This window comes from Brachybacterium sp. NBEC-018, assembly GCF_024860185.1.
Lineage (GTDB): Bacteria > Actinomycetota > Actinomycetes > Actinomycetales > Dermabacteraceae > Brachybacterium > Brachybacterium rhamnosum.
Window position 1 is genome coordinate 3,643,747 of sequence record NZ_CP100650.1, and the last position, 24,673, is coordinate 3,668,419.

Annotated in this window: 38 protein-coding genes, 1 tRNA gene and 1 pseudogene; 9 read left to right on the top strand and 31 right to left on the bottom strand. The window is 72.4% G+C overall.

The window, feature by feature from the left end; genetic code table 11:
• Positions 1 to 263: 263 nt before the first annotated feature.
• From NLU66_RS16640 to NLU66_RS16775, 28 genes are all read right to left on the bottom strand, one after another.
• Positions 264 to 587: a hypothetical protein gene (locus NLU66_RS16640; protein ID WP_259360712.1), complete on the bottom strand. Its 324-nt coding sequence runs from the start codon at positions 585 to 587 to the stop codon at positions 264 to 266.
• On the bottom strand, positions 584 to 913 hold the full coding sequence (locus NLU66_RS16645; protein WP_259360713.1) for a hypothetical protein: 330 nt from the start codon (positions 911 to 913) through the stop codon (positions 584 to 586). The genes NLU66_RS16640 and NLU66_RS16645 overlap by 4 nt, the downstream gene beginning before the upstream one ends.
• Entirely contained in the window at positions 910 to 1,071 is a 162-nt protein-coding gene (locus tag NLU66_RS16650) for a hypothetical protein (RefSeq protein ID WP_259360714.1), read from the bottom strand. The genes NLU66_RS16645 and NLU66_RS16650 overlap by 4 nt, the downstream gene beginning before the upstream one ends.
• The gene (locus tag NLU66_RS16655; RefSeq protein WP_259360715.1) at positions 1,068 to 1,232 is read right to left on the bottom strand and encodes a hypothetical protein; all 165 of its coding nucleotides are present in this window, start codon (positions 1,230 to 1,232) and stop codon (positions 1,068 to 1,070) included. The genes NLU66_RS16650 and NLU66_RS16655 overlap by 4 nt, the downstream gene beginning before the upstream one ends.
• Positions 1,229 to 1,996, bottom strand: a complete 768-nt coding sequence (locus tag NLU66_RS16660) for a hypothetical protein (protein ID WP_259360716.1) — start codon at positions 1,994 to 1,996, stop codon at positions 1,229 to 1,231. Before NLU66_RS16660 ends, NLU66_RS16655 begins: the two co-directional genes overlap by 4 nt.
• Positions 1,989 to 2,123 carry a hypothetical protein gene (locus tag NLU66_RS16665; protein WP_259360717.1) on the bottom strand — a complete coding sequence of 45 codons (135 nt, stop codon included), beginning with the start codon at positions 2,121 to 2,123 and terminating at the stop codon, positions 1,989 to 1,991. Before NLU66_RS16665 ends, NLU66_RS16660 begins: the two co-directional genes overlap by 8 nt.
• A complete protein-coding gene (locus NLU66_RS16670) occupies positions 2,120 to 2,278 on the bottom strand; it encodes a hypothetical protein (RefSeq protein WP_259360718.1) in 159 nt (52 codons plus the stop codon). The genes NLU66_RS16665 and NLU66_RS16670 overlap by 4 nt, the downstream gene beginning before the upstream one ends.
• Positions 2,275 to 2,592, bottom strand: coding sequence for a hypothetical protein (locus NLU66_RS16675; protein WP_259360719.1), 318 nt, complete (start codon positions 2,590 to 2,592; stop codon positions 2,275 to 2,277). The genes NLU66_RS16670 and NLU66_RS16675 overlap by 4 nt, the downstream gene beginning before the upstream one ends.
• 143 nt (positions 2,593 to 2,735) lie before the next feature.
• The gene (locus NLU66_RS16680; protein ID WP_259360720.1) at positions 2,736 to 2,984 is read right to left on the bottom strand and encodes a hypothetical protein; all 249 of its coding nucleotides are present in this window, start codon (positions 2,982 to 2,984) and stop codon (positions 2,736 to 2,738) included.
• Complete coding sequence (locus NLU66_RS16685; protein ID WP_259360721.1) at positions 2,981 to 3,496, bottom strand: hypothetical protein; 516 nt, start codon at positions 3,494 to 3,496, stop codon at positions 2,981 to 2,983. The genes NLU66_RS16680 and NLU66_RS16685 overlap by 4 nt, the downstream gene beginning before the upstream one ends.
• Positions 3,493 to 3,894, bottom strand: a complete 402-nt coding sequence (locus NLU66_RS16690) for a hypothetical protein (RefSeq protein WP_259360722.1) — start codon at positions 3,892 to 3,894, stop codon at positions 3,493 to 3,495. The genes NLU66_RS16685 and NLU66_RS16690 overlap by 4 nt, the downstream gene beginning before the upstream one ends.
• Positions 3,891 to 4,130 (bottom strand): hypothetical protein, encoded by a 240-nt coding sequence (locus NLU66_RS16695; RefSeq protein WP_259360723.1) that lies wholly within the window; start codon positions 4,128 to 4,130, stop codon positions 3,891 to 3,893. The genes NLU66_RS16690 and NLU66_RS16695 overlap by 4 nt, the downstream gene beginning before the upstream one ends.
• Positions 4,127 to 4,432 (bottom strand): hypothetical protein, encoded by a 306-nt coding sequence (locus tag NLU66_RS16700; RefSeq protein WP_259360724.1) that lies wholly within the window; start codon positions 4,430 to 4,432, stop codon positions 4,127 to 4,129. The genes NLU66_RS16695 and NLU66_RS16700 overlap by 4 nt, the downstream gene beginning before the upstream one ends.
• Positions 4,432 to 4,827, bottom strand: a complete 396-nt coding sequence (locus NLU66_RS16705) for a hypothetical protein (RefSeq protein ID WP_259360725.1) — start codon at positions 4,825 to 4,827, stop codon at positions 4,432 to 4,434. Before NLU66_RS16705 ends, NLU66_RS16700 begins: the two co-directional genes overlap by 1 nt.
• A gap of 2 nt (positions 4,828 to 4,829) precedes the next feature.
• Positions 4,830 to 5,156: a hypothetical protein gene (locus NLU66_RS16710; protein ID WP_259360726.1), complete on the bottom strand. Its 327-nt coding sequence runs from the start codon at positions 5,154 to 5,156 to the stop codon at positions 4,830 to 4,832.
• Complete coding sequence (locus NLU66_RS16715) at positions 5,153 to 5,419, bottom strand: hypothetical protein (RefSeq protein WP_259360727.1); 267 nt, start codon at positions 5,417 to 5,419, stop codon at positions 5,153 to 5,155. Before NLU66_RS16715 ends, NLU66_RS16710 begins: the two co-directional genes overlap by 4 nt.
• A complete protein-coding gene (locus NLU66_RS16720) occupies positions 5,416 to 5,547 on the bottom strand; it encodes a hypothetical protein (protein WP_259360728.1) in 132 nt (43 codons plus the stop codon). Before NLU66_RS16720 ends, NLU66_RS16715 begins: the two co-directional genes overlap by 4 nt.
• Positions 5,548 to 5,884: 337 nt before the next feature.
• A complete protein-coding gene (locus NLU66_RS16725; protein WP_259360729.1) occupies positions 5,885 to 6,418 on the bottom strand; it encodes a hypothetical protein in 534 nt (177 codons plus the stop codon).
• The gene (locus NLU66_RS16730; RefSeq protein WP_259360730.1) at positions 6,415 to 6,573 is read right to left on the bottom strand and encodes a hypothetical protein; all 159 of its coding nucleotides are present in this window, start codon (positions 6,571 to 6,573) and stop codon (positions 6,415 to 6,417) included. Before NLU66_RS16730 ends, NLU66_RS16725 begins: the two co-directional genes overlap by 4 nt.
• Positions 6,570 to 7,028: a hypothetical protein gene (locus NLU66_RS16735; RefSeq protein ID WP_259360731.1), complete on the bottom strand. Its 459-nt coding sequence runs from the start codon at positions 7,026 to 7,028 to the stop codon at positions 6,570 to 6,572. Before NLU66_RS16735 ends, NLU66_RS16730 begins: the two co-directional genes overlap by 4 nt.
• 887 nt (positions 7,029 to 7,915) lie before the next feature.
• Positions 7,916 to 8,311, bottom strand: a complete 396-nt coding sequence (locus tag NLU66_RS16740) for a hypothetical protein (protein ID WP_259360732.1) — start codon at positions 8,309 to 8,311, stop codon at positions 7,916 to 7,918.
• An 84-nt stretch (positions 8,312 to 8,395) separates the two neighbouring features.
• On the bottom strand, positions 8,396 to 8,935 hold the full coding sequence (locus NLU66_RS16745) for a single-stranded DNA-binding protein (RefSeq protein WP_259360733.1): 540 nt from the start codon (positions 8,933 to 8,935) through the stop codon (positions 8,396 to 8,398).
• Position 8,936: 1 nt separating this feature from the next.
• Positions 8,937 to 9,290, bottom strand: a complete 354-nt coding sequence (locus NLU66_RS16750; RefSeq protein WP_259360734.1) for a hypothetical protein — start codon at positions 9,288 to 9,290, stop codon at positions 8,937 to 8,939.
• Positions 9,287 to 9,631 carry a hypothetical protein gene (locus NLU66_RS16755; protein WP_259360735.1) on the bottom strand — a complete coding sequence of 115 codons (345 nt, stop codon included), beginning with the start codon at positions 9,629 to 9,631 and terminating at the stop codon, positions 9,287 to 9,289. The genes NLU66_RS16750 and NLU66_RS16755 overlap by 4 nt, the downstream gene beginning before the upstream one ends.
• Positions 9,628 to 10,461, bottom strand: a complete 834-nt coding sequence (gene bet, locus NLU66_RS16760) for a phage recombination protein Bet (RefSeq protein WP_259360736.1) — start codon at positions 10,459 to 10,461, stop codon at positions 9,628 to 9,630. The genes NLU66_RS16755 and bet overlap by 4 nt, the downstream gene beginning before the upstream one ends.
• 2 nt (positions 10,462 to 10,463) lie before the next feature.
• The gene (locus tag NLU66_RS16765; RefSeq protein WP_259360737.1) at positions 10,464 to 11,417 is read right to left on the bottom strand and encodes a YqaJ viral recombinase family protein; all 954 of its coding nucleotides are present in this window, start codon (positions 11,415 to 11,417) and stop codon (positions 10,464 to 10,466) included.
• An 87-nt stretch (positions 11,418 to 11,504) separates the two neighbouring features.
• On the bottom strand, positions 11,505 to 11,711 hold the full coding sequence (locus tag NLU66_RS16770; protein WP_259360738.1) for a helix-turn-helix domain-containing protein: 207 nt from the start codon (positions 11,709 to 11,711) through the stop codon (positions 11,505 to 11,507).
• A 74-nt stretch (positions 11,712 to 11,785) separates the two neighbouring features.
• Positions 11,786 to 12,001 (bottom strand): hypothetical protein, encoded by a 216-nt coding sequence (locus tag NLU66_RS16775; RefSeq protein ID WP_259360739.1) that lies wholly within the window; start codon positions 11,999 to 12,001, stop codon positions 11,786 to 11,788.
• Positions 12,002 to 12,215: 214 nt separating this feature from the next.
• Here NLU66_RS16775 and NLU66_RS16780 point away from each other — a divergent pair, with 214 nt between their 5' ends.
• The 4 genes and pseudogenes from NLU66_RS16780 to NLU66_RS17750 all read left to right on the top strand — a co-directional run.
• Positions 12,216 to 12,638, top strand: coding sequence for a helix-turn-helix domain-containing protein (locus NLU66_RS16780; protein WP_259360740.1), 423 nt, complete (start codon positions 12,216 to 12,218; stop codon positions 12,636 to 12,638).
• On the top strand, positions 12,580 to 12,993 hold the full coding sequence (locus tag NLU66_RS16785) for an ImmA/IrrE family metallo-endopeptidase (protein WP_259360741.1): 414 nt from the start codon (positions 12,580 to 12,582) through the stop codon (positions 12,991 to 12,993). The genes NLU66_RS16780 and NLU66_RS16785 overlap by 59 nt, the downstream gene beginning before the upstream one ends.
• Positions 12,990 to 13,334: a hypothetical protein gene (locus NLU66_RS16790; RefSeq protein WP_259360742.1), complete on the top strand. Its 345-nt coding sequence runs from the start codon at positions 12,990 to 12,992 to the stop codon at positions 13,332 to 13,334. Before NLU66_RS16785 ends, NLU66_RS16790 begins: the two co-directional genes overlap by 4 nt.
• A pseudogene (locus NLU66_RS17750) lies at positions 13,331 to 14,350 on the top strand (tyrosine-type recombinase/integrase); the annotation flags it as partial. The gene NLU66_RS16790 and the pseudogene NLU66_RS17750, both read left to right, overlap by 4 nt.
• Before the next feature lie 100 nt (positions 14,351 to 14,450).
• Here NLU66_RS17750 and NLU66_RS16800 read toward each other — a convergent pair.
• From NLU66_RS16800 to NLU66_RS16810, 3 genes are all read right to left on the bottom strand, one after another.
• Positions 14,451 to 14,574, bottom strand: a tRNA-Thr gene (locus NLU66_RS16800).
• Between the two features lie 71 nt (positions 14,575 to 14,645).
• The gene (locus tag NLU66_RS16805; RefSeq protein WP_259360744.1) at positions 14,646 to 15,458 is read right to left on the bottom strand and encodes a DsbA family protein; all 813 of its coding nucleotides are present in this window, start codon (positions 15,456 to 15,458) and stop codon (positions 14,646 to 14,648) included.
• Positions 15,459 to 15,562: 104 nt separating this feature from the next.
• Positions 15,563 to 17,743: a serine/threonine-protein kinase gene (locus NLU66_RS16810; RefSeq protein ID WP_259360745.1), complete on the bottom strand. Its 2,181-nt coding sequence runs from the start codon at positions 17,741 to 17,743 to the stop codon at positions 15,563 to 15,565.
• 178 nt (positions 17,744 to 17,921) lie between these two features.
• Between NLU66_RS16810 and NLU66_RS16815 the strand changes: the two genes are divergently transcribed.
• From NLU66_RS16815 to NLU66_RS16835, 5 genes are all read left to right on the top strand, one after another.
• Positions 17,922 to 18,599, top strand: coding sequence for an AIM24 family protein (locus NLU66_RS16815; RefSeq protein ID WP_259360746.1), 678 nt, complete (start codon positions 17,922 to 17,924; stop codon positions 18,597 to 18,599).
• A gap of 63 nt (positions 18,600 to 18,662) precedes the next feature.
• Positions 18,663 to 20,927 (top strand): circularly permuted type 2 ATP-grasp protein, encoded by a 2,265-nt coding sequence (locus NLU66_RS16820; protein WP_259360747.1) that lies wholly within the window; start codon positions 18,663 to 18,665, stop codon positions 20,925 to 20,927.
• Positions 20,920 to 21,936: a transglutaminase family protein gene (locus NLU66_RS16825; protein ID WP_259360748.1), complete on the top strand. Its 1,017-nt coding sequence runs from the start codon at positions 20,920 to 20,922 to the stop codon at positions 21,934 to 21,936. The genes NLU66_RS16820 and NLU66_RS16825 overlap by 8 nt, the downstream gene beginning before the upstream one ends.
• 48 nt (positions 21,937 to 21,984) lie before the next feature.
• A complete protein-coding gene (locus NLU66_RS16830) occupies positions 21,985 to 22,938 on the top strand; it encodes a formate transporter FocA (RefSeq protein ID WP_259360749.1) in 954 nt (317 codons plus the stop codon).
• Between the two features lie 151 nt (positions 22,939 to 23,089).
• Complete coding sequence (locus tag NLU66_RS16835) at positions 23,090 to 24,565, top strand: FAD-dependent oxidoreductase (protein WP_259360750.1); 1,476 nt, start codon at positions 23,090 to 23,092, stop codon at positions 24,563 to 24,565.
• The last annotated feature ends 108 nt before the right edge of the window (positions 24,566 to 24,673 follow it).

The window sequence follows — 24,673 nt, forward strand, 5'->3', positions numbered from 1 at the left end:
GGCTCCTCGTCTTCGTCGGTGTTCGGGGTCGTCATCGCTCCTGTTCCTTTCCGCAGTCCTCGCATCGGCGGACCGCTGTACCGTCTGCTCTCGTCGCCCGGTACCAGCGGTGGGGCGGGCATGGGGTCGTCATCGGGTGGGGTCCTCTCGGTGTCGGTCGTGCGCCTTGACGTGGTCCTCGAATTCGTACTTCCACTCGAAGACCTCCCCGCACGTGCACGCGGGGATTCCAGGTCCCCGCCTGGTGAACTTGTGGTCGTCGCTCATGCCTGTCCCCTCACGTCACGAGCGGCACGGAGAGCGGCACGGGCGTGACGGGTGCAGTAGGTACAGCCGCCCTTCACGGACTCGTCCCAGTTGAAGCACGGGTCGCATCCGTTCTCGCCGGAGCAGATCGCCGTAGCGGCGGCTTCGACCTCAGCGTCGGTGGGCTCCTGCTGGGGCAGGTAGACGCGCGCCCACTCGGCACCGGCCACGAAGGCGAGCTGCCGTGCGTAGTGGTCCGCCTCGCGCTGGGGCCAGCGGGCCTCGGCCTCGGCTCGCGCATGGTCGCTCAGGTCGGCGGTGGTGTAGTCGTCGGGGGTCATCGGGCACCCCACAGCTTCGTGATCGGCACCGCGCCCTCGTCCGTGCTCAGCGCAGGCACGAACTGCACGTCGCCGCTGTCGGTCTCGGTGAGCACCGCCCACCCGTGGGCGATGTCGGCCTCGACCCACTCGTCGACGTCGAGGGGGTCGTCACCAGTCGCGTGCCGGTCGTAGGCGTTCACCATGGCGGCGAAGGCCGCGCGGGGCTGGTGGCCGGGGCCGGTGATGTCGCAGTTCTCGCCCTCGGTGAACGGCCACCAGGTGGTGTCGTCGTACCAGAGGGTGAGCGCCGCGACGGCCTCGTGCTCGGTCAGGATCTTGCTCATCGGCCCTTCTCCTTCTCGGTGAGGCCCACAGCGGCCAGGGCGTGCGCCAGGGCATCTGCGTGGGTGGGGTGGTTGGTGCAGTCGCCGACCATGAACCCGTGCTCGACGTGGCAGACGTGCCATGCGAAGCCGTACTTCGCGACGATCGCGCGCTTCACGATGCGCCGTCCTCGGCCAGGTAGTGGGCTGCATGATCGGTGCCGTCGCGAGCGGTGTCGTAGGACGACCAGTGGTCGGTGCCCTGCTCCCGTGCGGTGCGCTCAGCCTCTCGACCCAGCCAGTCGCAGATCGCGCAGTGCTCGTGGGTCTTCTCGATCACGACGCACCGTCCTCGGTGACGCGGACGCCACGGGAGGCGAGGCGGTCGGCGAGCTTGCCTGCGGTCCCGTCGCCCTCGCGGTTCGCCTCACGGATCAGGGCCTCGATCTCCTCGGCTCCGTCGGGGCGCTTCGGGGTGGGCGGGTCCAGGAGACGACGCACCTGGTCCGCGGGGTCTGCGGAGTACGTGCCGGGGAACACCCGGATGTCACCATTCGAGTGGCGGTACAGGTACGTCGTCCTGGCGGGGATGATCCCGTCCTCGGGCACGTACGCAGCCTGCCACGTGGCGTCCAGAAGTTCGCGGGGAGTCGCGTTGAGCCATGCGTCGAGGGAGCCCTGAACGCCCGCCAGGTCCGCGCGCGCCGCGTCCCGCTCCTTCTCGGCCTTCTCCGCGCGGGTGCGCATTTCGTGCAGCGCGCCGTCGAGACGCGCGACCTCATCGAGGACGGGACCGGGGTCGATGTCGCGTCGGAGCTTCTCGGAGACTCGAAGCTCGTGTTCCGCTTCGTCCCGCTCGGCGACGAGCGCCTTGATCGTGTCCTCGTGGCGCTCGGCGACCTCCTGCCAGTCGATGTCGTGCGCAGGGTTGGTCGTCGGGGCGGCGTCCAGGGCGGCGGTGAGAGCGTTGCGGACGACAGTAGCCCGGAGTTCCGTGAAGTGGTTCAGGGTCGGAGCGGGCTTCGCACGGTCCACCTGCTCGTAGTACTCGTTCAGGTACGCGAGCACCATCTCGTCGGTCACGGTGATCTTCTGGTCAGGCATCGGTGGTCTCCTTCTCGGTGGTGTACTCGGGGCGGGGCATCCAGAACAGGGCACCCGGCGGGGCGTGGTGACACTCGTCGTAGCGGGAGCCGTTCTCGTGCAGCCACGGGGTGGGATCGGTGGTCATGCCGGCTCCCAGGTCTCGAGCTCGTGCTCGTCGCCGCACGCGACATGAGGGCCGGCGTGGCCCGGCGCGCGCGTGCAGACGTAAGTGCCGTCGTGGTCCTGGTAGCAGACCTCCTCGAGCGGGCCTGTCTCGTGGCAGTAGGTGCAGGCGCTCATGCGGGTCTCCGCTCGGTCAGCCACGCGAGGCGGGCACGAGCAGCAGGCAGGTCGGACATCGCGGCCTCGTAGGCGCGGTACGCCTTCAGCTCTCCCGCCATGCCGCGCTGCCGTTGCTTCAGCGGCGCGTTGATCGCAGCGAGAGCGTCGGACGTGTCAGGGCGGGGCATCGAGTCGAACCGGCCGATCGCCGCCTCATCCCTCGCGATCCGGTCGCGGGTCGCGGCGATCTGGTCGGCGTACCAGTCGCCCTTCGACTCGTCGGCACGCTCGACCGTCCGGACGGTGCCGGCGCGGCGCTCGGCGACCTTCACGTGCCTTCCGCACAACCACGGGGCTGTCGCTGATCGCCCGCAGACACGGTCAGCGGAGTCCATCCACGCCGCGCAGAGGGCCTCGTCCCCGTCCAGGCGCAGCGCGACGTGGGAGGCGAGTGCCCGCTCAGCAGTCGTCGCGCTCATGCCGCACCCCCGTCGCCGCAGTCCGCGAGCCCCAGGCCCTCGAGGTGCTCCGTCATCGCGGCATCCACGTCGCCGTACAGGCCGCCCTCCTCGTCCATGCATTCGAGGTCAGCCCCGCACACGCACTCGTAGGAGACCTGCCACGGGGTGGGGCGGTCCCCGTACGTCCCGTGGTGCTTGAGCGGGATCGGCTCGTGGATCGTGGACGTGATCGGCGCACCGTAGCCGTCGTAGAGGATCGTCATGACGTGGGTCCTTCCAGGAGGGCGAGCATGTCGAGCTGCTCGGGTTCATCGGGTGTGCGGGCGGCGGCGTCACGGAGGAGCGCGATGGTCTGTTCCCATGCGTGGAGGCGGGCGGCCCAGCCGGGCCGGTTCTCGTCCTCCTCGTGGTAGCTGGGGTGCCAGTCGCCGGGGAGGGGCGTGAGGCGGTGAGGGCGCATCCGGTCCCGCCACGCGTCGACCGCGGTGAGGGACTCCGACCAGGAGCGGACCTCGTCCGCCCGGGGGTCGCCGGCGACCGCGGCGTCCAGCTCCTCCCACGTGACCTCGTGGCACGGGCGCGCGTACCAGCCGCCCCACGTCTCCCGGGACTCGTAGAGGAAGGCGTGGCGGGTCTTCCGGTAGGCCCAGTCCCCGGATGCGGACGCCTTGATCTCGCCGGTGTCCGGCGGGCGGGTGCCGATGAGGATCGCCAGCGAGTCGTAGGGCGCTTCCGCGAGGCAGACGAGCGCGTCGCGCACCCGGGTCGCGGTCACGACGGGACCCCCTGCAACATGGACATGACCCGTGCATGCCCGCGGGAGGCCGCGAACTGTTGCGCCGCCGGCACCGTCCAGCCGACCCGCTCGCAGGCACTCGGTGCCCACACGCCCCCGGCGAGGAGGTGCTCGAGCTCGCCGAGGCGATACCGGACCTCCTCGTCGGTGATCCGGGCCGTGACCCCTCGGCCACGCCGCCACTGCCGGCAGTAGTCCGTCTGCGCTTCCCGGCACGCGTCGCACCGGCAGCCGCCCTTGTAGGCGATGCGGGTGCCGTGCTCCGGGAGGCCCGCGCGTGCACGGAGCTCCCGGTCGTAGGCGGAGTTCGCGGCCCGGCACTCGCCACACCTGCAGCCGCGGCAGTAGCGGGCGCGAGTCCCGTGGTCGGCGGTCATGCCGCCCTCCTCTTCTTGATGGACACGAGGTTCCGGAGCTCGGTGAGGAACCGGTGCCCGCCTCGACGGCGGAGCGCCTGCTCTGCGGCGGCCGGCGTCCACCCGACCCGCGGGAGTGCGAACTCGAGGAGCACTCCCCCATCGACGAGCCACTCGAGCTCGGAGATCCGCTCGTCGGTCGCCATGCGGCGGGCGTCGTGGACCGCGTGGCGCTGGGCGAGCTGCGCCGGCGTCATGCCGCCACCTCCCGGGCTCGGAGCGACAACAAGTCCGTCGCCGTCGTGTTCCGCACCCGCCGGCGGCGGCCGCCCGCGATCGCGTGGACCGTCGCGTACGTGTACCCGGAGCGGTCCGCGATCTCCTGCAGGGTCCAGCCGGAGTCGAGCAGTGCCAGCAGGTGCTGGTAGATCGGCCACGACGGGGTCGACCGTGCCTTCCCCTCCCGGAAGTAGTCCCTCGCGTAGGTGCGGTTCGCGAGGGTGCACGGCTCGCACCGGCACTTCCCGGCGAGGTAGTTCGCGCGCGTGCCGTGCTGCATCACGCCACCTCCCGCTGATGCCGGGGCGGGACGGGGACGGCCATGACGGCGGCGTGGACACGCTCCGTCACCGTCGGCTGGCCCGACCGGAGGACCTGGTGGAGGTTCGTGAAGGACACGCCGGACTGGTCGGCGATCTCGGCGATCGTGTAGCCGCGCTCCTTGAGCAGCTCGAGGCGGCGACGGATCGGGTCCGCGGCGCGGCGGCGGGTGCGGCCGGTGGCGGAGAGCGCGCGGCCGAGCTTCGCGTAGCGGCGCGACGCCGTCAGGCAGTCCTCGCATCCGCATCCGTGGAGGTCGTAGGTGTGCTGGTCTCCGTGGCCTCGGCTCGGCGTGCAGGTGCACTCGCGGGGCACGCCGCGGATGATGCGAGGTCGGGGTGAGATCCGGGGCATGGTCAGTTCTCCGTTCCGGCGAGGTCGGCGTCGAGGGTCCAGATCCGCTCCCGGCGGCCCACTGCCGGGTCGGTGTACCCGGCGAGGTAGACCAGGCCCGCGGTGGCGAGCTCTGCTCGCGCGGTGCGGATCCGGGAGTCGGACAACAAGGGCTGGGCGCCGGCCTCGGCGACCTTCCGGTACGTGGCGACGAGCGCCTTGTCGGTGAAGTACGGACCGAGGTACTCGTGGGCGAAGGTGAGGACGAGCATCTGGGAGCGGATGAGGTCGACGCCGGCGGCTGCCTCGTGGCTGGTGATGGGGTCCGTGTTGCGGGCGACGGCGCTCATCGGAGGGTCTCCTCGGCGGTGGTGGTGAGCTCGGCGCGGAGGCGCGCGAGGCGGTCGTGCTGCTGGGCGGTGAGCGCGGTGGTGAGCTCGGTGGTGAGGGCGGCGGCGAGGCGGGCCGCGTCGGGGAGGGAGATCTCGATGCGGTGGGGGCCGGTGAGGTCCCGCTCGTCGAGGTCGACGAGGAGGCCGATGGTTCGCCGGTCGCGGGAGATGTCGGCGATCGGGCCGGTGGTGGGGATGAAGGCGAACAGCTCGGGGGTCACGGCTGGGGCTCCTCGTCGGTGGTGGTGTCGGTGGGGTCGGTGGTGGTCTCGGTGGCGGCGCGGTACCAGCGCATCCAGGGCGGGGCGTTGTCGCCGCCGTGCATGGGGGGCGTGTCGGTGGCGGTCATCGGTCGGCCCTGTGGGTGTTGGCCGTGTCGGCGATGAGTCGGATGAGGTCGTGGAGGGGGCGGTAGGTGGCCCGGTGGGTGGTGTGCATGACGGCGACTCCTTTCTCGCAAGTGCTTGCGTCTACGCAATACGTTAGATGACGATCACCGCTCACGCAATCCCTTGCTCTACCGCAATTCCCGAGGATCCCCGTACAGGTCCAGCACCTCACCGAGCGACACCAGTACTCGGTTCCCCACCTCCGAGTAATTGCGCAGGCGACCAGCACGAACCGCCAGCTGCACCGCCCGCGCCGAACGCTCCACCGCGACCCCCGCGACATCCGTCCCCACCAGGTCAGCCGGCACGACGCACCTCCCCGACCGAGTGCTGCTCGCCACACCGCCAGCACCGCAGGCGCATCCCCCCTACGTGATCGAAGCTCGAGGGCCCGCACTGCCGGCACTCCCCCGGCACCGACTGCCTCCCGCGCGGGGTGTCCACCGCGGCGACCGCGGCTGCGACCGCGGCGTCGAGCTCCACGAGCAGCGCCGGCGCGACCCACGACCCGCGCAGGGCCGCCTCGTGCGCGCGCAGGAGCCGCACGGCGTCCCGAACGACCAGCCGGGGCACTCCCGGGCAGATCATCCGCAGAGCGCCCGCGAGAGCGCCCGTCAGCGCCGTCCGCGCGTCCATCACCGGGAGGCTGATCGGCAGCCCCACCGTCGTCGAGCGGACCACCGACTCGCCACCCTTCGCCGCGCCCTGCTCGAGCACCGGCGCAATCGACGCGGCACGGTCCAGGACCGCCACGAGCCGCGCCCAGTGCGTCGGGCAGATCGCGCCCGTCATCGTCGGGGCACCGCAGTACCCGCACCGGCCCACGCTCATCGGGTCCCCCGATCGTCCGACGCGACGACCGTGACCGACAGCGGATCCACGGCCCGGTCGACGCGCGCGAGCAGCGCCTGCAGCTCCCTCGCCGAGACGACGATGTTCGCCCCGTACTTCGCCGCGTGATCCACGCGAGCCCGGTCGATGCTCATGCCGTCCTCCCCTGGATCAGCTCGTGCACGCGGTGCTTCGTCGACGGGCCGAGCATCCGGCGCGAGGCGCCCATCTCGACGTCGGCAGCCTCGAGGGCGTACTCGACCGTGCGCCCGTCGCCGAGGTGCCGGCGCGCGGCGCGGAGCCACGCCGGGTACTGGCCCGGGGCGAGCTCATCCGGCGGGACGAGCGCGTCGTCCGAGACGACCTTGAGTCGCTCCTTCCGGAGGGCCTTCACCTCGTCGAGGATGTGGCCGGGCTGCATCACCTGCAGCTGGGGGCGGCGGACGATCCGGAGGACCGCGTCGCGCGCGTCCTCGATGCGGCAGTCGAGGATCCCCTGCCAGGCCTTGATGCGCGGGTCCGCGGTGCCGGTGAGGGCAGGGAAGCGGGTGTCGGCGGCGGCGGCGAGCGTCATCAGCTCGGCCACCTCGTCTTCCTCGAGCGGGGTCATGCGGTCCTCCTGGCGGTGAGAGTGGGCGGTGCGGTGGTGGTGATCTGGCGGGCCTGCCGCTCGGCGCGGAGCTGAGCGACGACGGAGAAGGACTGGGTGAGGTTTTCGCCGTGGCCGCCGCCGCGGGGCGGGAGCGGGCCGTTCTCCCACGCCCCCGCGTTCAGCCACGAGGTGGCGAGCTTCGTGTAGGCGTCGGAGCGGTGGGGGTCGTCGCGGTACCTCTCGGCAGCGGAGACGAGGTCCTCGTTCGGGACTTCCCGGACGACTCGTCGCCAGACCTCGAGGGCCTTCCGCTTGTCGTCCTTCTTCGGGTACGCGGACCAGAACGACTCGAAGGCATCGGGGTAGACGAACGCGCGGCTCGGCCGCGCAGAGGCCTCGGGAGCGACGAGCAGGGCGTCGAGATCGGAGCCGCCGCCGGGGTGTGTCTCGGTGTCGGTCTCGTTCTCGTTCTAGGTCTGCTTTTCGGTTGCTTTCGCCTTGCTTCCCGGTTGCTTCCGAGTTGCTAGGCAATTTGGTTTCCGCTTGCTTATCGCCGCTGGTCACGGGACGATCCTGGCGACGCGGCCTCCCACCCTTCTTGCCCGCCTCCGAGCGAGCACGGGACACCTTCTCGTCACGCTCCCGAGACGTCTGGTAGTCGTCCCAGTCGTGGAACCTCCACCCCGCCGAGGTCTCCACCCAGAGACCCGCATCGACGAGGATCTGGGCGTCCTCCTCCGAGGACATGAACACCGCGAGCAGCTGCCGGCCGATGACTCCGTAGGTGCTCATGGCCTTGCTGTAGGAGAGGGCCTTGAGCCACAGGAACCCGGCCCGCGGGTCGAGGGTGATGAACTTGGGGTGGGACCAGAGGTCGCCGTAGACCTTCCCCCAGGACTCGGAGCTCACGCCGACACCCCCAGCGGGATCGGGGCGTAGTCGGTCAACGTGACGACGGCGCGGAGGACACCCTTCGGGAGGGTCCTGTCGACGCTGTGGTGGTACGGGAGGGGCCCGAGGACGTGCCGGTAGTCGTCCTCCTCGAGGACTCCCATCGTGACGAGCTCGTCGACCATGCCCTTGAACGTGTCGGTGAGGTTCGCGGGGTCGTACTTCCCCTCGGTGCGCTTGACGATGCCGACGTAGATCGACGCCGTCCCGCACGCGTAGAGGTTCGCGCCGTGGAGCCGCGTGAGCGCCCGCATCTGGTCCTTCACCTTCTGCCGCTTCCACGTCTGCGCGGTGCGATTGCTGCTCACGGTGAGGGCGAGGGGGACGGTCATGGTGAACGTCTGCCGCATCGGGTCCTCCCTTCTCTGGTGGTGGTGCTTGTCGTGCCCCGGTGACGTCTCGAACGTCGCGTTGCCGGGCCGGGGCGGTGCTGCTCAGAAGGGCGGCTCGTCGTCGCCGTAGCCGCCGCCCTGCGGGGCGTTCCCAGGGCCCTGCTGGCCGTACCCCTGCGGGGCGCCCTGCCCGTACCCGCCCTGCTGCTGGCCGCCGTAGCCGCCCTGCTGGTTCCACTGCTCGCCCTGCCCCGACGGGCGCCCGACCTGCTGGCGGCGGTCGATCTTCTGCGGCTTCGCGAGCGCGTACCGGAGCGACGGGCCGACCTCGTCGACCTGCAGCTCGATCGCCGTGCGGTTGTTGCCGTCGCGGTCCGTGAAGGAGCGCTGCTGCACACGGCCCTGGACGATCACGCGGGCGCCCTTCTCGAGGGACTCGGCGACGTTCTCCGCCGCGTCGCGCCACACGGAGCAGCGCATGAACAGCGCCTCCCCGTCCTTCCACTCGTTCGCCTGCCGGTCGAAGGTCCGCGGCGTCGAGGCGACGGTGAAGGAGGCGACGGCCGCGCCGGAGTTCGTGAAGCGGAGCTCGGGGTCGGCGGTCAGGTTGCCGACGATCGTGATGATGGTGTCGTTCGCCATGTCAGGCGGTCTCCTTCTGGGAGTAGGGGGTGGTGGTGCCGTCCCGCGAGAGCCGGACGAGGCCGTGCGGGGTGAGGACGGGTACGTCCTCGGGGGTGAAGTTGCCGAGGCGGCGGACGATCCAGCCCGCGTCGTACGCCTCGGCGGGGTGGGCGTGCACCCACCCGTGGCACCCGGTGGTGCCGGACCCGCAGAGGAGGAGAAGGTTCGCGACCCGGTGCGGGTCCACGCCTCCCCTCCCCTGCCGGTGATGGAGGGATCCGCCCGCCGTGTAGGTCCCGCACCGCTGGCACGAGTCCCGGTCGCGCCAGCGGACGAGCTCGGCGACCTCGACGCTCACGCGCGGCCGGGTCATGCGGGCTGCCCGACCGGCTCGGCCGCGAACTCGGCCCGGCGGGCCGCGTTCAACGACCGGCCGATCTCGAGGCGGTCCCGCAACACGCGGATCCGCTCACGGGCCGCTCGGACGAGCTGGTCCGCGATTTCCGCCTCGAGCAGCTGGTCCTCGACGTCGAGCGTCGCGACCTGCTTCCGCGTCTCCACGGACCCCTCCGTCGAGAGGAACTTCCGCGCGTACGCCTTCCGGTACTCCCCGCGCGCGTAGACCGCGGCGCGGTCGAGGCGTGCGATCTCGTAGGACAGCTCGTTCAGCTCGCGGCCGATGCTGGACAGCTCGGAGACGATGTCGGTGCTCATGCCGCCTCCGACCCGGCGGCCTCGATCGCGATCGCCTTCCCGCGGTCCGCGAACGCGGCCTTGATGTCCGGGGACTTCGCCGCGCCCTTCTCGGAGGCGTCCTTCCAGATCGCCATGAGCTCGTCGCGGGTGCCGGCGTCGTGGATCGCCTGGATCCATGCGGCGGTCGGGTCGTCCTCGATGACCTCGGCGTCGATCACGGCGTCGGCGGGGGCCGCCTCGCGCGGGGCGGGTGCGGCCTCGCGCGCGGACTGCTGGGGCTGCCCCGCCTGGTCCATCTCCTCGGTCGAGTACAGGCCGGAGAGGTCCTGCGGGAACGCCTTGCGGAGCGCGAGCATCTCCGCGCACTTCGCGATCATCGTCGCGGGCATCTTCTGCCACATCGGGCCGCCGGCGTTGTACTCGGAGAACCGGGCGACGCCGTAGACGGCCTCCCGGAACCCCGCCCGGTAGACGCCGACGCGGGCGGCCGCGGGGGCGTCCTTCGCGAGCCACACGTCGACCCACTCGCGGCCGTCGGCGGTCCACTGCGCGGGGGTCTGACCCTCGTAGCCGCCGGAGCGTTCGGCGACGAGGCGGGCGCCGTCGATGGAGACCTGGATGTTCCAGCGGCCCTTCCGGCAGATCGCGTAGATCTGGCGGGCGATGGGGTCCAGGCCGGTACGGCGGCAGTGGGCGAGGTACGCCTCGACGGTGGCCCGCGGTGCGAGCTCCTGTCGGCCGGTGCGGTTGTCGGTGGTGATGAGGCCGGCGGCCTCGACGAGGGCGCGCTCCTGGTCGTTCCACTCCTGGACGTCGCCGGTCTTCGGCAGTGCGAGCTCCGTGCCCATGGTCAGGCTCCCTTCACGAGGAACGTGCGGCTGGTGGTGGACGGCTTCCGGAAGTCCTCCACGTCGAGGCCCGCCTTCTCGGCGAGGGCCTTCGTGTCGATCCCGCCCTTGCGGGCCTGCGACTTCCACGTCACGAGCACGCGCCCGTCCGTGGTCGCCAGCGCCTCCGCGTCGCCCATCTCGCCCTTGATCCCGGTCTCGAGGTGCTTGATCTCCTCGGCAATGTCCTTCGCCTGCACCTTGAGCTCCGCGAGGCGCTCGACGTCGGTGACGGTCTCGGCCCACGGGTCGATCTCCACGACCTTCCCCTCGGACGAGACGGGGTACGCGACCGGCATGTCGTCCGCGGTGGACGGGTCCGGCTGCCGGTCATCGGCGACGAGGTTCCACAGGTCGACCGACTCGAGGACCAGGTCCCCGATCAGGTCCTCGTCACGGTCGAACGGGCCGAGGATGTAGGGGACGCGGTCGACCTCGGCGATGAACCAGAGGACCTTCCGGCCGGTGACGTGCGCGTACCAGTGGGCCTGGACCCACGCGTGCGGGGGCACACGTCCGTCGCGCCAGTGCTTCGCGGCGTCCGTGTACGCGCCGGTCGTCTTGATCTCGAGGAGACCGTCGGAGCCGACGAGCCGGTCCGGGTTCGCGAGCATCCAGGGGTGGTCCTTGCGGGCCCACGTGCCGGTGTTCCGGACGCGGCGCCCGGTCCGCTCGGAGAAGATCCGGGCGAGCTCGGGCTCGCGGGAGTGGCCGTAGTCGAACAGCGCCTGCAGCTCGGGCGTGACCTCCTCCCGGGCGGCGAGGCCGCGCTTCTCGCGCCACAGGGCGAAGCGGGACTTCACGCCGTTGTGGAGATGCGCGGCGTCCGTGCCACCGAACCCCTCGGTGCGCTGGGCGAGCCACTCGGCGGTGCCGTCGGCGTCGGCTCGGAGGATCTGTCGGGCGATCGCGGGCATCAGCGATCCCCTCCCTTCTCGTACAGGTAGTTGACGGTGATGACGAGGGCCATGAGGGCGAGGCAGGCGATCGGCCAGCCGTTGAGGTCAGGCATTGGTGTGCACCGTCCTCTGGGCGAGGTAGGCCTGCAGGGCCTCGCGGGGGTAGCGGACGATGCCGCCGTCCTTCACGTACTCGGGGCCGCGGCCGAGGTACCGCCAGTTGGCGAGGGTCTTCGTGTCGACCTGGAAGATCCGGGCGACCTGCTGCGGCGTGTAGAGCCCCGTGTCCGGCGGGGCGAGAGTCGTGGTCATGGGGTAATCTCCTTGCTGAGCAGTAGTTCGTTCTGGACGCCCTCACCCCTGGCCGGGTGGGGGCGTTCGTTGCTTCATCGGGGGGTGGTGAGCTCGTCGGTGTTCCGGCCGGGGAACGCGGCTCGGAAGCCGGCGATGACGGCGGGGCCGGGGGCCTGGGATCCGTCGAGGAGTCGCGTGATGGTGGACGGGGAGACCCCCATCCGGTTCGCGAGCTCGAACTTCGTCTGGATGTCCTCGGCGGCCATGTAGCGGTCGAGGGCGTCGCGGTTCAGTGCCAATCGGGGCACGGGCACCTCCTTCCTTGCGGGGCTGGAACGCAATGCCTTGCGTCTCCGCAATGATAGGCAGGGATCAACCGGGAACGCAAGTAGTTGCGAGCACGCAATCTCAGGGGCGCACATCCCCCCCTACCGGCCCGCATCGTTCCCGCAGGTGCCCCCAGCGAACAGGCGGGACACACCGGGCATCGAACCGGATTGCGTAGACGCATACGATGTCGCCATGGCAACGGACTTCTTCGGGTACCTCGACGACATCACCGACGGCGCGACCCGCGCCCAGATCGCCACCGTCGCCGGCGTCTCCGCCTCGACCATCACCCGCTGGGACCCCACCCGCCCCGACCACATCAAGCCGCGCGCCGACGCCGTCATCGCGATCGCGCAGCACTACGGGACCCCGCCCCTCGAGGCACTCATCGCCGCCGGCATCCTCACCGCCGCCGACGCCCGCGTCCGCGAGACCACGAAGCCGCTGTCCACCTACCCGCACGCCGCGCTCCTCCGCGAGCTGCAGCACCGCCTCGACGCCCAGTCGTCAGACCCATCGACGACGATTCCGGCGGAAGAGGAGGACCCGAACCCCGATGACTTCGATCTCGCCGCAGGTCACGTCGAGCGCCCCGACGACCGACCAGCTGATTGACCGTGCGACCAGCGCCGGTCTGAGGGTCTGCTGGACCCCGCCGACGTACCGCCGCCAGGCTGCCTACGCGCACGCCGCCGGCACCATCTGGCTCCGACGAGATCTCACCGACGCCGAGGCCCGATCCCTCCTCGCCCACGAGCTCGCCCACCACCACTACGGCGACGACGGCGAGCAGCCCCCACCCATCGAAGCTCGCGCGTGGCGCTGGGCGGCGAATCTCCTCATCCCCGAGTGCGCGTACGCGGCCGCCGAGCGCGTCGTCGGCGTCGGCATCGGAGCCCTCGCAGACCAGCTCGACGTCACCGGCGAGGTCATCGCCGCCTACCGATCCATCCTCCGGAGGACCTCATGAAGCGTCGCCTCGCCCTGCCCCTCGCCGTGCTCGCGCTCGCTTCCTGCGGGGGCGCCCCGTCGCTCGCGGAGATCCCCGAGTCGTGCGGCCTCCCGTCGAACTCGTGGATGCCGGACGACGAGGGCGTCACCGTCATCACCTACGGGGCCGCGCCCTCGACGATGGACGCGGTCGACTGCGTCCTCGAGGAGTCCGGCACCTCCCAGGAGCTCATCAACACGATCCACGTGAACGCCGGTCCGTACGACGCGCTGCACAAGGTGGAGGAGGAGCGAGGGCTCCGCTACTCGTGGCAGTGGAAGTCAGAGACCGACCTGCACCTCATGGTGACGCCGACATGAGGGACACCTCGAACCCGAAGATCAAGCAGTACACGGACCAGCGGACGGGGAAGCCCCGCTACCTCGTGCGCTACCGGAAGCCCGACGGCGGCCAGACGAAGAAGCGCGGCTTCACCACGAAGCGCGACGCCGAGCAGTGGCTCACCGCGATCGAGGGCGCGAAGCAGCGCGGCGAGTTCGTCGCCGTGTCCGCCGGCCGCGTCCCGCTCCGCTCGATCGCGGAGCCGTGGCTCCGGACGAAGGCGACGAGCGTGAAGCCGAAGACCCACGACGACATCACGTCCGCGTGGGAGCTCCACGTCGAGCCGCACTGGGGCTCCGTGTCCCTGCAGGCGATCCGCCCGTCGATGGTGGAGTCGTGGGTCGCCGACCTCGACGAGCGGTACTCCCCCACGCTCGTCCGCCGGGCCCACTCCATGCTCGCGCAGGTGCTCGACCTGGCCGTCCGCGACAGGCTCCTGCAGACGAACCCCGCGCGCGGCGTCGCACTTCCTCGAGTGGTCGAGCGCGCGCACCGCTACCTCTCGCACGTCGAGGTCCGCGATGCGGCGGCAGCCGCCGGAGACTTCTACGGGCCGCTCGTGTACGCCCTCTCCTACGGGGGCCCGCGCTGGGGCGAGGCCGTCGCGCTGCTCGGTGAGGCGCGGGACGGTGCGCGCGTGAGGATCGACCGGGCCGTGACCCGGACCCGTGCGGGCTGGCACGTCGGCACCCCGAAGACGCACGAGCGGCGGGTGATCTACCTCCCCGGCTTCGTCGCCGAGATGCTCCCGGACGTCGGCCCGAAGGAGCTGATCTTCCCCGCGCGCCGCGGCGAGTACCTGTCCTCACCGTCGAAGCGGCCGACGGGGCAGATGGGGTGGTGGCAGAAGGCTCTCCACGAGGCGGGCATCGAGTACCTCCCGCCGCACGACCTCCGGCACACGGCCGCGTCGCTCGCGGTGCAGTCGGGGGCGTCAGTGAAGGCCGTGCAGCGGATGCTCGGGCACAAGTCCGCGGCGGTGACGCTGGACGTCTACGCCGACCTGTGGGACTCGGACCTGGTGTCGGTCGCGGCGTCGATGGAGGCGGCTCGGGCCGGCGCGCTCGGTGGGCACGGAATGGGCACAGACGGCCAGGATCCGGCGGGAACCGTGGGGAACGCTGGGGTGGTCCTGCCCCTGCGTGGAACCGCGATCCGCCCCTGACCTGCGACGCTGGGACTGTTTACAAGACAGGTGCGCTACCGTTGCGCCACTCCAGCGGGCCGGGGCCGATCAGCGAGCCGATCGACCCCGGAATGGTAGCGGAGAGCAGGGCTCCCCGCTCCGGTCAGCTGCCGCCGTCGGAGGCGCCGCCGGCGTCGGAGGCGGAGGATCCCGCCGCCTCGAGCACGGCCTGCTTGAAGGCGCCCTCGGTGTAGTAGTCCTCGAAGACGGTGCCGTCGATCGCGACGTACGGGGTGGAGCTCGCGAGGTCGGCGCCGTAGGGCTCCGCCGCCTTGCGCACGTAGCCCCAGTAGGTCTTGGAGCTCATGCAGCTGCTGACCTCGTCGCTCGCGCCCGCCTGCTTGGCGTACTCGAGGATCTGGTCGTCGGTGAGCCCCGCGGAGCCCTCCGCCGGCTGGTTCTCGTACATGAGGGTCGTGAACGCGAGGGCGTTGTCCGGGTTCTCCTCGTACACGCACACGAGGGCGTTCGCGGCGCGCGTGGAGTAGTCGCCGCTCGTGGAGTTCGCGTCGAGGAAGCGGCGCGGCGTGAGGTGCAGCGTCATCTGGTCGTTCTCGACGAGCTCCTGGATGTCCGCGGAGTTCACGCCGTCGAACTGCCCGCAGTAGGGGCACATGAAGTCGAGGTTCAGGTCCACGACGGGGGCGCCGGAGCCCTCCTCCGCGCCGAAGCTGAGGTACGGGGCGTCCTCGCTCACGCCGGTCGGCATGGTGACCGGCTGCTTGTCCGCGGTGGCGGCGCGGTAGATGAACAGGCCCGCGACGGAGAGCAGGGCGAGCGCGATCACCGTGATGACGGCGATGATGATGATCCGCACCGAGCGCTGGCGGCGCAGCTCGGCCTGGCGCTGCTGGCGCAGCGCCTCGCGCTGCGCCTCGCGGCGCTCGCTCGCGGACTTCGGGGATCCGGACGCCATGGTCTCTCCTTGCGCCGTGCGGCGGTCGAGGGTGGGAACGCCGCGAGTGTATCCGTGGAACCTTCGACGATCCCGGGACGGGAGACCCGGCCCACGCCGCCCGCTCAGCGGCGCCAGAAGGCGATGGTCTCGAGGGTCGGTCCGGAGGAGAACGGGAAGTAGTCGACCATGCCCTGGCGCGCGCCGATCGTCGCGACGACCGCGACGAGCAGGAGCAGCAGCAGGCCCAGCAGCACGGCCGTCCAGGTGCGGTCCGGGGCGGCCGCGTCCACCATCCGGTGGGCGCCCAGACGCGTGGTGCGCGAGCCGATCCCGACCCAGGTCAGCAGGGTCGTGATGCCGACGGCGGTGCCGAGCGCGACGCCGTCCGGCAGGGCGGTCCCGGTGCCGAGATACGTGGCGGCGTCCACCGCGACGCCGACGAGCAGGCCCAGCAGCAGCGGCAGCACCGCCTGGAGCGCCGTCTCCGCGACGCCCTGGAGGAACCGGAAGGGCACCGCGGTGCCCGCCGCCCAGAGCGGCCCGGCACCCGAGGAGCCGCGCATTCGCCGTGCGGCGACGGACCGGTGCGAGCGCTCCCAGGTGCGGGCGGCGCCGCCCAGCAGCAGCAGGATCACGAGGGCGATGTAGGGGGCGATGACGCCGAGGCCGATCAGCAGCAGGTGGCCGAGCCACACGAGCACCGGCCGGCGGGGCGGCGGCGGGACGGGCTGCGGCGCCATGCCGTACGGGGCCATCTGCCCGTACGGCTGGGGCGCCGGGTAGGGCGACGGGGCGGAGGTCTGCGCCGGGTAGGGGGAGGCCACGGGGGCGGTCACGGGATAGCCGGCGAGGCCGCCGTCGGGCCCGCGCTGCACGGGGCGCTGCGGATCGTAGGAGCGCGGGTCGTTCCCGCTCGGGGCGGGGGTGGGGACCGGCCGGGGCGGCGCGGCGAGCTCCTCCTGGATCACGGGCAGGCGCATGGTGGGCGACTCGACGACGGGGAGCGCCTCGGTGCGTGGCGCCTCGGCACGCAGGGCCTCGGTGCGCAGGGCCTCGGTCGGCGCGTCGTACCCGCCGCCCTGCTGCTCGCGCACGGCCTCGGCCCGGGTCGCGCCGGCGTCGTCGATGCGCGGCAGCGTCTCGGTGCGGTCGCCGTCCGCGACGACGGGGAGCACCTGGGTGGCCTCCGGGCCGGGAGCGCCGGCGCCCGCCGCGGGGTCGGCGGCAGCGGCATCCGCACCGTCGTCGGCGACGGGGAGGACGGTGGTCGCCCCCTCGCCGCTCGCCGCCTCGCCCTCGGGCGCCTCCGACGGCGTCGCCGCGGTGGCACCGGCAGCAGAGGCACCGGCAGCGGCGGCGGGGAGCACGGCGGTGCGGCCGTCGACCCCGAAGGCCTCCGTCTGCCCCGCGTCCTCGAAACGGGTCATGTCGAGATCCGCGAGCTTCGCGAGGTGCGTCGCCGGATCGGGCCGCCGCGCGGGATCCGCCTGCAGCGCCTCCCGCAGCCAGTCGGCGAGCTCGACGGGCAGCCCGTCGACGTCGATCTCCCCGCGGTCCGCGCGCAGGAACACCAGATCCGCGCGGCCGCTGCCGTAGGGCTCGCGGCCCGTCGCCGCGTAGGCGAGCATCGCCGCGAGGGACCACCAGTCCCCCGCCTCCGCGGTGTGGTTCGTGCGCACCACCTCGGGGTCGAGGTAGGCGGCGGTGCCCATGACGAGCCCGGTCGAGGTCAGCCGGGACTCCTCCGCGGCGATCGCGATCCCGAAGTCGATGATCACGGGGTCCAGGCGGTCGCCCTCGGGGTCGAAGCCGTCGAGGTCCCGCGGGCGGGCGCCGCGCAGCAGCACGTTGGAGGGCTTGAGATCGCGGTGGATGACCCCGGCGGCGTGGATGACGCGCAGGGCGTCGCCCAGCACGAGCCCCACCTCCCGCACGGCCTCGGGGTGCAGCCCGCCGCGCTCGCGCACGGCGTCCTCGAGGGTGGGGCCGGGGACGAACTCGGTGACCACGAAGGCGTCCGGCGAGTCGAGCTCCGCGTCGAGGATCCGCACGATCGACTCGCTGCGCACGAGCTTCTGCGCCGCGACCTCGCGGGCGAGGCGCTCGCGGGCGCGGGGGTCGTCGGCGATGTCGTGGCGCAGCAGCTTGATCGCGACCTCGCGGCCGTCGGCGTCGTGGGCGCGGTAGACGATGCCCATGCCGCCCGCGCCGATGCGCTCCTCGATCCGGTAGCCGGACTCCTCGGCGAGCGCGCCGAGCCGGGGATCGCGGCGGGGCGTGCGCTGGCGTCGGGTCTCCTCCATGCGCGCCATGCTACGGAACGGGCCGCGCGGCGACGTGCATCAGGGGCGGACCTTCACGAGGCGCACGCAGGCTCCGCACAGGGTGCGGGGCGGTCCCGCCTGTGGGACGATGCGCACGGCCGCGCGGGAGCGGCCGTGCGGCCGGAGCCGACCCCCCGGGCGCGGAAGGGTGGGTCCCATGCGCTCGAACCTCTTCGACGCCACGAACCAGGAGCGCCAGACGACGGACCGCTGGGCGCTGCAGTCCTCGAAGATGCTGCGCTGCGCGCTGCAGCCGCAGTCCCCGGAGATCATCGCCGCCGCGGGCGCGATGGTCGCCTACCAGGGCCAGATGGACTTCGCCTACCAGGGCTCCGGCGGCGGCATGAAGCTCCTGAAGAAGCTCGCGACCGGCGAGGGCGGCAACCTAATGCACGTGCGCGGCCAGGGCGAGGTGTTCTTCGCGAAGAACGCCGAGGAGATCTTCCTGCTCCAGCTCGAGGGCGATGCGATCACGCTGAACACGAAGAACCTCCTCGCCTTCGACTCCTCGATCCAGTGGGACATCCGCTCCCTGGGCAGCGGCGGCTTCATGGCGGGCGGCCTGTTCAACCTCTTCCTCCAGGGCCAGGGCATGGTCGCGGTGACCTCCGACGGCCCGCCGATGCTCCTGGACTGCTCGCAGCAGCCCACCTACGTCGACCCGCAGGCGGCGGTCTGCTGGTCCGCGAACCTGCAGCCGCAGATCAAGAACGACTTCAAGATGGGCTCGCTCATCGGCCGCGGCTCCGGCGAGTCCTTCCAGCTGGGCTTCCACGGCCCGGGCTTCGTCGTCGTCCAGCCCTCCGAGGGCGCCCCGGTCGTCACGAGCTCCTGACGCGGCCGGTCACCGGGGGCGGGCGCCCGCCCCGCTCCCGGTCGGCCCGCCTACGATGACGCGGTGACCTTCGCGATCCCGACCGCGCCCGCTCGCGCGCTCGACGCCCTCGGCCCGGCCGGCCGGCGTCGCGCCGCGGCGGCGGCGAGCTCGCTGTTCGCCTCCGACGTCTCCGTCCCCTCCCCCGCCCTGGACCCGGTGCCCGTGGTGCTCGGGCCGGAGGAGTGGGAGGAGCTCTCCGCGGGCCTCGTCCAGCGGGCCCGGCTCCTGGACGCGCTCCACGCCGATCTCTACGGGCCGCGCACCGTGCTGGGCAGCGACGTCGCCCCCGCCGCCGCGCTGCTCGCCGATCCCGCGTACCTGCGCACGGCGACGTCGATCCCCTCCCGCGGCGGCACCCACCTCCTGGCCCTGGGCTGCACGGTGCAGCGCGCGGCCGACGGCGGATGGCAGGTCCTCGCCGACCACGCGGACGTGCCCGACGGCGCCGGCGTCGCCCTCGAGCTGCGCCGCGCCCTCTCCCGCAGCGCACCCGAGCTGTACTCCTCGACCGCGCTGCGACGGCTGCACCCCTTCATGGACGGCATGCGCTCCGCGCTCCACCAGCGCAGCCGGGCCGACGGCCGCGCCGGCCGGGCCGTGGTCCTCACGGACTCCACCGATCCCCTGCGCGCCTTCGACCACCACTGGATCGCGAACCTGCTCGGTGCGCCCGTCGTCTCCGTGACGGACCTCCGCACCGGCTCGGGGTCGCTCTCGCTGCGGCTCCCGGGCGCCGACCCCGACCCCGGCGACGGCATCGACGCGCTCGTGCGGCTCGTGCCCTCCGCCCTGCTGGACCCGCTGGACCTCGGCCCCACCCTGCTGGGCGGCGTGACGGGCCTCGTCGAGGCCGCCCGCTGCGGCGACGTGGAGGTCCTCAACCCGCTCGGCGCGGGGATCCTCGAGAACCCCGCGCTCGCACGCGCCCTGCCGGACCTGTGCCGGCAGCTGCTCCACGAGGACCTGCTGCTGCGCCCGGCGGAGGCCGATCCCGCGGATCCCGCCGAGACGCCCTCGACCGCGCCGTCCCTGGACCCCGCGGGCGGGGACGCGCTCGTCGAGCGCCCGGTGCGGCTCCAGCTCCTCGTCATGGCCGGGTCCGACGGCTTCGAGGTCATGCCCGGCGGGATCGCCCGCACGGCGGACTCCTCCCCCGAGACCCTCAAGGACGTCTGGGTCGCGGTGCCCCCGAGCTCCTCCGCCGGCGCGGACCCCCTGGACGTCACCGACGCGACCGGCGCGGGCGGCGCAGATGCCGTCACGGGCCTCTCGCCGTACCCCGCGATGACGCGCTCGGTGGGCTCGGACCTCTTCTGGTTCGGCCGCTACCTCGAGCGGGTCGACTCGACCGCGCGCCTGCTGCGCACGGTCCTGGACTCCACGAACGACCTCTCCGCGGAGCCCGGCCGGGCCCCACGAACCGCGCTCGCCGTGCTGCTCGAGGCGACGACCGACGTCACGACGACCTTCCCCGGCTTCCACTCGATCGACGTGCACGACACCGGCGCCGTGCGCGACGAGATCCGCAGCCTGCTCCACGACACGGGCCGACCCGGCTCGCTCGCGCAGTCCTTCGCGGCGCTCGCCCACACCACCCGCGGGCTGCGCGACCTCGTCTCGGACAGCGTCTGGCCCTCGATCTCCCGCATGCGCGGCCGCATCCGTGCGCTCGGCGAGGCCGACGAGCCCCTCGAGCAGGGACTCACCGACATGGTCGACGGCTGCCTCGCGCTCTCCGGCGCGGTCGCGGACTCCATGCCCCGCGACCTCGGCTGGGACCTCACCGAGACGGGCCGGAGGATCGAGCGGACCTCCACCCTGCTCGCCCTGCTCAAGGCCGCCCTGGGCGGTCGCCGCAGCGCCGCCGCGGAGGCCCGGGTCACGGCCGCCGTCGTCGCGATCACGGAGTCCGGCGCGACCTATCGCCGCACGTACCACGCGGCGGTCCAGCCCGAGCTGCTGCTCGAGCTGCTGATCGGCGACGCGACGCTCCCCCGCTCCCTCGCCTTCCAGCTCGACCGGCTCGGCGCCGTGCTCGACCGGATCCCGGAGCGGACCCCCGCTGTCGAGCTCCGTGCCCCGCTCACGGCGCTGCGCGGCCGGGTGGGCGCCTGGCAGCCGCGCGAGCTGCTGACGCCCCGTGACGAGGAGCCCGGCTCCCCCACCGGGCTGGTCGCCGAGGCGAGCGCCGCCATGGAGTCCGTGCGCGAGCTCTCCACCGCCCTCGAGAACCGGTTCTTCCGCGCCTCCGAGTCCACCTCCCCCTGGGGGTTCGACGATGTCTGAGAACCTGCCCCGCATCCCCCTGCGCGACGAGGGCCCCGACGCCCCGGCGATCGACTACCGCGTCCACCACCTCACCGCGTACCGCTACGCGAAGGCGGTCTCCCGCAACTACGGCCGCGCCCACGTGGAGCCCCGCGCGACCCCGCACCAGCGGGTGCTCTCCCACGAGGTGACCGTGGACCCGGCACCGGCCCGCCTCACCGCGCACACCGACTTCTTCGGCAACTCCTCGACCTACCTGCTCGTGGACTCGCCCCACGAGCACCTCGACGTGCACTCCCGCGCCGTGGTCTCCGTCGCGGAGCGCCGCTATCCCGCGGAGACCCTCGAGCGGCCCTGGGAGCAGTGCACCCCGGAGCACTGGGGCCCGCTCATGCCGGCGGAGAGCATCGACTTCACCCACCCCTCGCCGCGCGTGCCCGCGCTCGCCGCCGCTCGGGAGCTCGCGCGCGAGGTGCTCACGCCCGAGCGTCCGATCGGGGAGGCTCTCGCCGCGCTCACCGGCATGATCTTCCGCGAGTTCACCTACGACTCCTCCGCCACGACCGTCACCTCGACGCTCGAGGAGGTGCTCCAGGCACGGCACGGCGTGTGCCAGGACTTCGCGCACGCCGGGGTCGCCGCGGCGCGCGCCGCGGGCCTCGCGGCGCGCTACGTCTCCGGCTATCTGCGCACGGCCCCCGCGGCGGACGGCGCCCTCGTCACGGAGCCGGCGGGCGAGATGATCGGCTCCGCCGCCTCCCACGCGTGGCTGAGCGTGCTCGTGCCGGGCACCGGCTGGGTGGACATCGACCCCACGAACAACACCTTCGTGGACCAGCGCTTCGTCACGACGGCCTGGGGCCGCGACTATGCGGACGTCCCGCCGCTGAAGGGCATCGTGGTCGGCCCGCCGGGGGCGAGCAGCACGCTGAAGGTCGCCGTCGGCGTGGTCCCGCAGCCCGCTGCCGACCGTCCGGCCGGGCCGGATGCGGGGGAAACCGCCTCGCGCGGGGGTCAGGGGGACTAGCCTGTCGGCGCATTTCCCGACACCCCTTCCCCTGCCGGACGGAGACCCATGAGCACCCCCTCCACCCCTGCCCCGGCGAGCACGGCCATCCCCGCCCCCGCCGCCCTCGCCCGCACCCTCGAGGAGGGCATGCTCGCGAAGGCGACCATGCCGCGCGGGCGCATGTTCCTGCTGTCCCTCACGGGCGGCGCCTACATCGCGCTCGGCTTCGTGTTCATGGTGACCTCGCAGCAGGGCATGGGCGCCTGGCCGGTCGGCATGGCCAAGGTCATCGGCGGCGTGGCCTTCTCGGTGGGCCTCGGCCTCGTCGTGGTCAGCGGCTCGGACCTCTTCACGGGCACCACCATGACGGCCATGCCATGGCTCTCGCGCCGCATCACGACCGGGCAGATGCTGGTCCACTGGGGCATCAGCATCGCCGGCAACCTCGTGGGCTCGCTGACGGTCGCGCTGCTGATCTTCCTCGCCGGGACCCCGTCCACGAACGGCTCCGCCTGGGGGCTCGTCGTCCTCACCACGACGGAGGCGAAGGTGACCCACAGCTGGGGGCAGTCCTTCGTGCTCGGGATCCTCGCGAACCTCGCCGTGTGCCTCGCGGTCTGGGTCTCGATCGCCGGGAAGACGGTCGCGGACAAGGTCCTCGCCGTCGCCGGCCCGATCGCGCTGTTCGTCGCGACGGGATTCGAGCACTCCGTCGCGAACATGTTCATGCTGCCGCTGGGGCTGCTCGTGAAGAACGCGGAGGGCGACGCCTTCTGGCAGGGCGAGGCGATCACCGCGGCCGGGGTCACGAAGGCGGACTTCGCGGCGATCACGGCGGGGCACGCGCTGTGGGACAACCTCGTGCCGGTGCTGCTGGGCAACGTCGTGGGCGGCGCGGCGCTCGTCGCGGCGTACTTCTGGGCGGCCTACCGCCGCGACGAGGTGACCGCCGGCGCCGGGACCGCCGCCGCACCGGCGACCGAGCAGGCCTCGACGGACTCCCGGGGCCGCGCCTCCTGAGCCCTGCTGAGCCTTCCCGGGGCCTCCCGCAGCCCCGTGTCACGCAGGGGAGCAATGGTTCACACTCCTCGGCCGCCGGCATTTCCGCATATAGGATGGCGCGGAATTCTCAGCGACCCGGCGCCCCCGCGCGCCACGAGACCGAGGTGAGATGTCCTCCTCCACGCAGCCCTTCCGCCTGGCAGTGATCGGCTCCGGCCCCGCCGGCGTGTACGCCGCCGAGACCCTGCTGCGCTCCGCGCCCGTGAAGAGCGGTGAGCTGGCGGTCGAGATCGACCTGTACGACCAGCTCCCCACGCCCTTCGGCCTGATCCGCTACGGCGTCGCGCCGGACCATCCGCGCATCAAGGGCATCATCACGGCGCTGCACCGGATCCTGGACCGCGGCGACATCCGCTTCCTCGGCGACGTCGAGTTCGGCACGGACCTCACGATCGAGGACCTCCACACCCACTACGACGCGGCGATCTTCGCGACCGGCGCGCTCAAGGACGCGGACCTCGACATCCCGGGGATCGACCTCGAGGGATCGTTCGGCGCCGCGGACTTCGTCGCCTGGTACGACGGCAACCCCGACTACCCGCGCGAGTGGGCGCTGGACCAGGAGTCCGTGGCCGTGATCGGCAACGGCAACGTCGCGCTTGACGTGGCGCGCGTGCTCGCCAAGAGCGCGGACGAGCTGCTGCGCACGGAGATCCCCGCGAACGTCCACGCGGGCCTCGCCGCCGCGGCGACGACCGACGTGCACGTGTTCGGCCGTCGCGGCCCGGCGCAGTCGAAGTTCTCCCCGCTCGAGACCCGCGAGCTCGCGCACCCCAAGGGCGTCCAGGTCGTCCTCGAGGGCCGCGACCTCGAGCAGATCACCGAGGCGGAGTGGGAGGCGATCCGCGCGGACAAGCGCACCGACCAGATCGTCTCGACCTTCGAGGGCTGGCTCGAGGAGCAGAAGCGCCGCGAGGCGGCCGGTGAGGAGCCCACGGATGCCCACGGCGGCCCCGTGCAGCGCCGCCTGCACCTGCACTTCTGGCACCGCCCCGTCGAGGTGCTCGGCGAGGACGGCAAGGTCACGGGCATGCGCTTCGAGCGCACCCGCCTCGAGGAGGACGGCTCGCTCGTGGGCACGGGCGAGCTCGTGGACTACGAGCTCGGCGCCGTGTACCGCGCGGTGGGCTACTTCGGCTCGGAGCTGCCCGGCGTCCCCTACGACGAGAGCCGCGGCGTGATCCACAACGCCGCCGGCCGCGTGACGAAGGCCGACGGCACCGTCATCCCGGGCGTCTACGCCAACGGCTGGATCAAGCGCGGCCCGGTGGGCCTGATCGGCGCGACGAAGTCCGATGCGATCGAGACGATCTCCTCGCTCCTCGAGGACATCGACGCGGGCGCCCTGACCCCGGCGCCGGAGCGTGACGCGGATGCGATCCTGCGCACCTTCGACGAGCGCGGCGTAGAGTACACGACGTGGGAGGGCTGGCGCGCCCTCGACGAGCACGAGAAGTCGCTCGGCGCGGCGGAGGTCGACGCCGAGGGCGAGCCGCGTGCCCGCGTGAAGGTCGTCGAGCGCGAGGAGATGGTGCGCGTCTCCCGCGACGGCATGACCACGATCTCGGTCAGCACCCCGGCCTGATCCTCCCCCTCTCGCTGCCCGGGTGTGCCGGGTCGCAGCGCCACGGGCGCCGTCCTCCTCGGACGGCGCCCGTCGTGCGTCCACGTGAGGGAGCTCGCCCGTCGGGGC

Excerpts from the sequence above, each read along its gene's own strand:
- NLU66_RS16750 (WP_259360734.1), bottom strand. The coding sequence starts at position 9,290 with ATGACCCGGCCGCGCGTGAGCGTCGAGGTCGCCGAGCTCGTCCGCTGG.
- NLU66_RS16640 (WP_259360712.1), bottom strand. The coding sequence starts at position 587 with ATGACCCCCGACGACTACACCACCGCCGACCTGAGCGACCATGCGCGA.
- NLU66_RS16825 (WP_259360748.1), top strand. The coding sequence starts at position 20,920 with ATGTCTGAGAACCTGCCCCGCATCCCCCTGCGCGACGAGGGCCCCGAC.
- NLU66_RS16660 (WP_259360716.1), bottom strand. The coding sequence starts at position 1,996 with ATGCCTGACCAGAAGATCACCGTGACCGACGAGATGGTGCTCGCGTAC.
- NLU66_RS16645 (WP_259360713.1), bottom strand. The coding sequence starts at position 913 with ATGAGCAAGATCCTGACCGAGCACGAGGCCGTCGCGGCGCTCACCCTC.
- NLU66_RS16835 (WP_259360750.1), top strand. The coding sequence starts at position 23,090 with ATGTCCTCCTCCACGCAGCCCTTCCGCCTGGCAGTGATCGGCTCCGGC.
- NLU66_RS16755 (WP_259360735.1), bottom strand. The coding sequence starts at position 9,631 with ATGAGCACCGACATCGTCTCCGAGCTGTCCAGCATCGGCCGCGAGCTG.
- NLU66_RS16745 (WP_259360733.1), bottom strand. The coding sequence starts at position 8,935 with ATGGCGAACGACACCATCATCACGATCGTCGGCAACCTGACCGCCGAC.
- NLU66_RS16695 (WP_259360723.1), bottom strand. The coding sequence starts at position 4,130 with ATGACGCCGGCGCAGCTCGCCCAGCGCCACGCGGTCCACGACGCCCGC.
- NLU66_RS16700 (WP_259360724.1), bottom strand. The coding sequence starts at position 4,432 with ATGCAGCACGGCACGCGCGCGAACTACCTCGCCGGGAAGTGCCGGTGC.
- NLU66_RS16815 (WP_259360746.1), top strand. The coding sequence starts at position 17,922 with ATGCGCTCGAACCTCTTCGACGCCACGAACCAGGAGCGCCAGACGACG.
- NLU66_RS16705 (WP_259360725.1), bottom strand. The coding sequence starts at position 4,827 with ATGCCCCGGATCTCACCCCGACCTCGCATCATCCGCGGCGTGCCCCGC.
- bet (WP_259360736.1), bottom strand. The coding sequence starts at position 10,461 with ATGGGCACGGAGCTCGCACTGCCGAAGACCGGCGACGTCCAGGAGTGG.
- NLU66_RS16670 (WP_259360718.1), bottom strand. The coding sequence starts at position 2,278 with ATGAGCGCCTGCACCTACTGCCACGAGACAGGCCCGCTCGAGGAGGTC.
- NLU66_RS16770 (WP_259360738.1), bottom strand. The coding sequence starts at position 11,711 with ATGACCACGACTCTCGCCCCGCCGGACACGGGGCTCTACACGCCGCAG.
- NLU66_RS16735 (WP_259360731.1), bottom strand. The coding sequence starts at position 7,028 with ATGACCCCGCTCGAGGAAGACGAGGTGGCCGAGCTGATGACGCTCGCC.
- NLU66_RS16805 (WP_259360744.1), bottom strand. The coding sequence starts at position 15,458 with ATGGCGTCCGGATCCCCGAAGTCCGCGAGCGAGCGCCGCGAGGCGCAG.
- NLU66_RS16710 (WP_259360726.1), bottom strand. The coding sequence starts at position 5,156 with ATGAGCGCCGTCGCCCGCAACACGGACCCCATCACCAGCCACGAGGCA.
- NLU66_RS16690 (WP_259360722.1), bottom strand. The coding sequence starts at position 3,894 with ATGACCGCCGACCACGGGACTCGCGCCCGCTACTGCCGCGGCTGCAGG.
- NLU66_RS16680 (WP_259360720.1), bottom strand. The coding sequence starts at position 2,984 with ATGACGATCCTCTACGACGGCTACGGTGCGCCGATCACGTCCACGATC.
- NLU66_RS16765 (WP_259360737.1), bottom strand. The coding sequence starts at position 11,417 with ATGCCCGCGATCGCCCGACAGATCCTCCGAGCCGACGCCGACGGCACC.
- NLU66_RS16830 (WP_259360749.1), top strand. The coding sequence starts at position 21,985 with ATGAGCACCCCCTCCACCCCTGCCCCGGCGAGCACGGCCATCCCCGCC.
- NLU66_RS16720 (WP_259360728.1), bottom strand. The coding sequence starts at position 5,547 with ATGACCGCCACCGACACGCCCCCCATGCACGGCGGCGACAACGCCCCG.
- NLU66_RS16790 (WP_259360742.1), top strand. The coding sequence starts at position 12,990 with ATGAAGCGTCGCCTCGCCCTGCCCCTCGCCGTGCTCGCGCTCGCTTCC.
- NLU66_RS16725 (WP_259360729.1), bottom strand. The coding sequence starts at position 6,418 with ATGAGCGTGGGCCGGTGCGGGTACTGCGGTGCCCCGACGATGACGGGC.
- NLU66_RS16785 (WP_259360741.1), top strand. The coding sequence starts at position 12,580 with ATGACTTCGATCTCGCCGCAGGTCACGTCGAGCGCCCCGACGACCGAC.
- NLU66_RS16665 (WP_259360717.1), bottom strand. The coding sequence starts at position 2,123 with ATGACCACCGATCCCACCCCGTGGCTGCACGAGAACGGCTCCCGCTAC.
- NLU66_RS16730 (WP_259360730.1), bottom strand. The coding sequence starts at position 6,573 with ATGAGCATCGACCGGGCTCGCGTGGATCACGCGGCGAAGTACGGGGCG.
- NLU66_RS16810 (WP_259360745.1), bottom strand. The coding sequence starts at position 17,743 with ATGGAGGAGACCCGACGCCAGCGCACGCCCCGCCGCGATCCCCGGCTC.
- NLU66_RS16780 (WP_259360740.1), top strand. The coding sequence starts at position 12,216 with ATGGCAACGGACTTCTTCGGGTACCTCGACGACATCACCGACGGCGCG.
- NLU66_RS16740 (WP_259360732.1), bottom strand. The coding sequence starts at position 8,311 with ATGCGGCAGACGTTCACCATGACCGTCCCCCTCGCCCTCACCGTGAGC.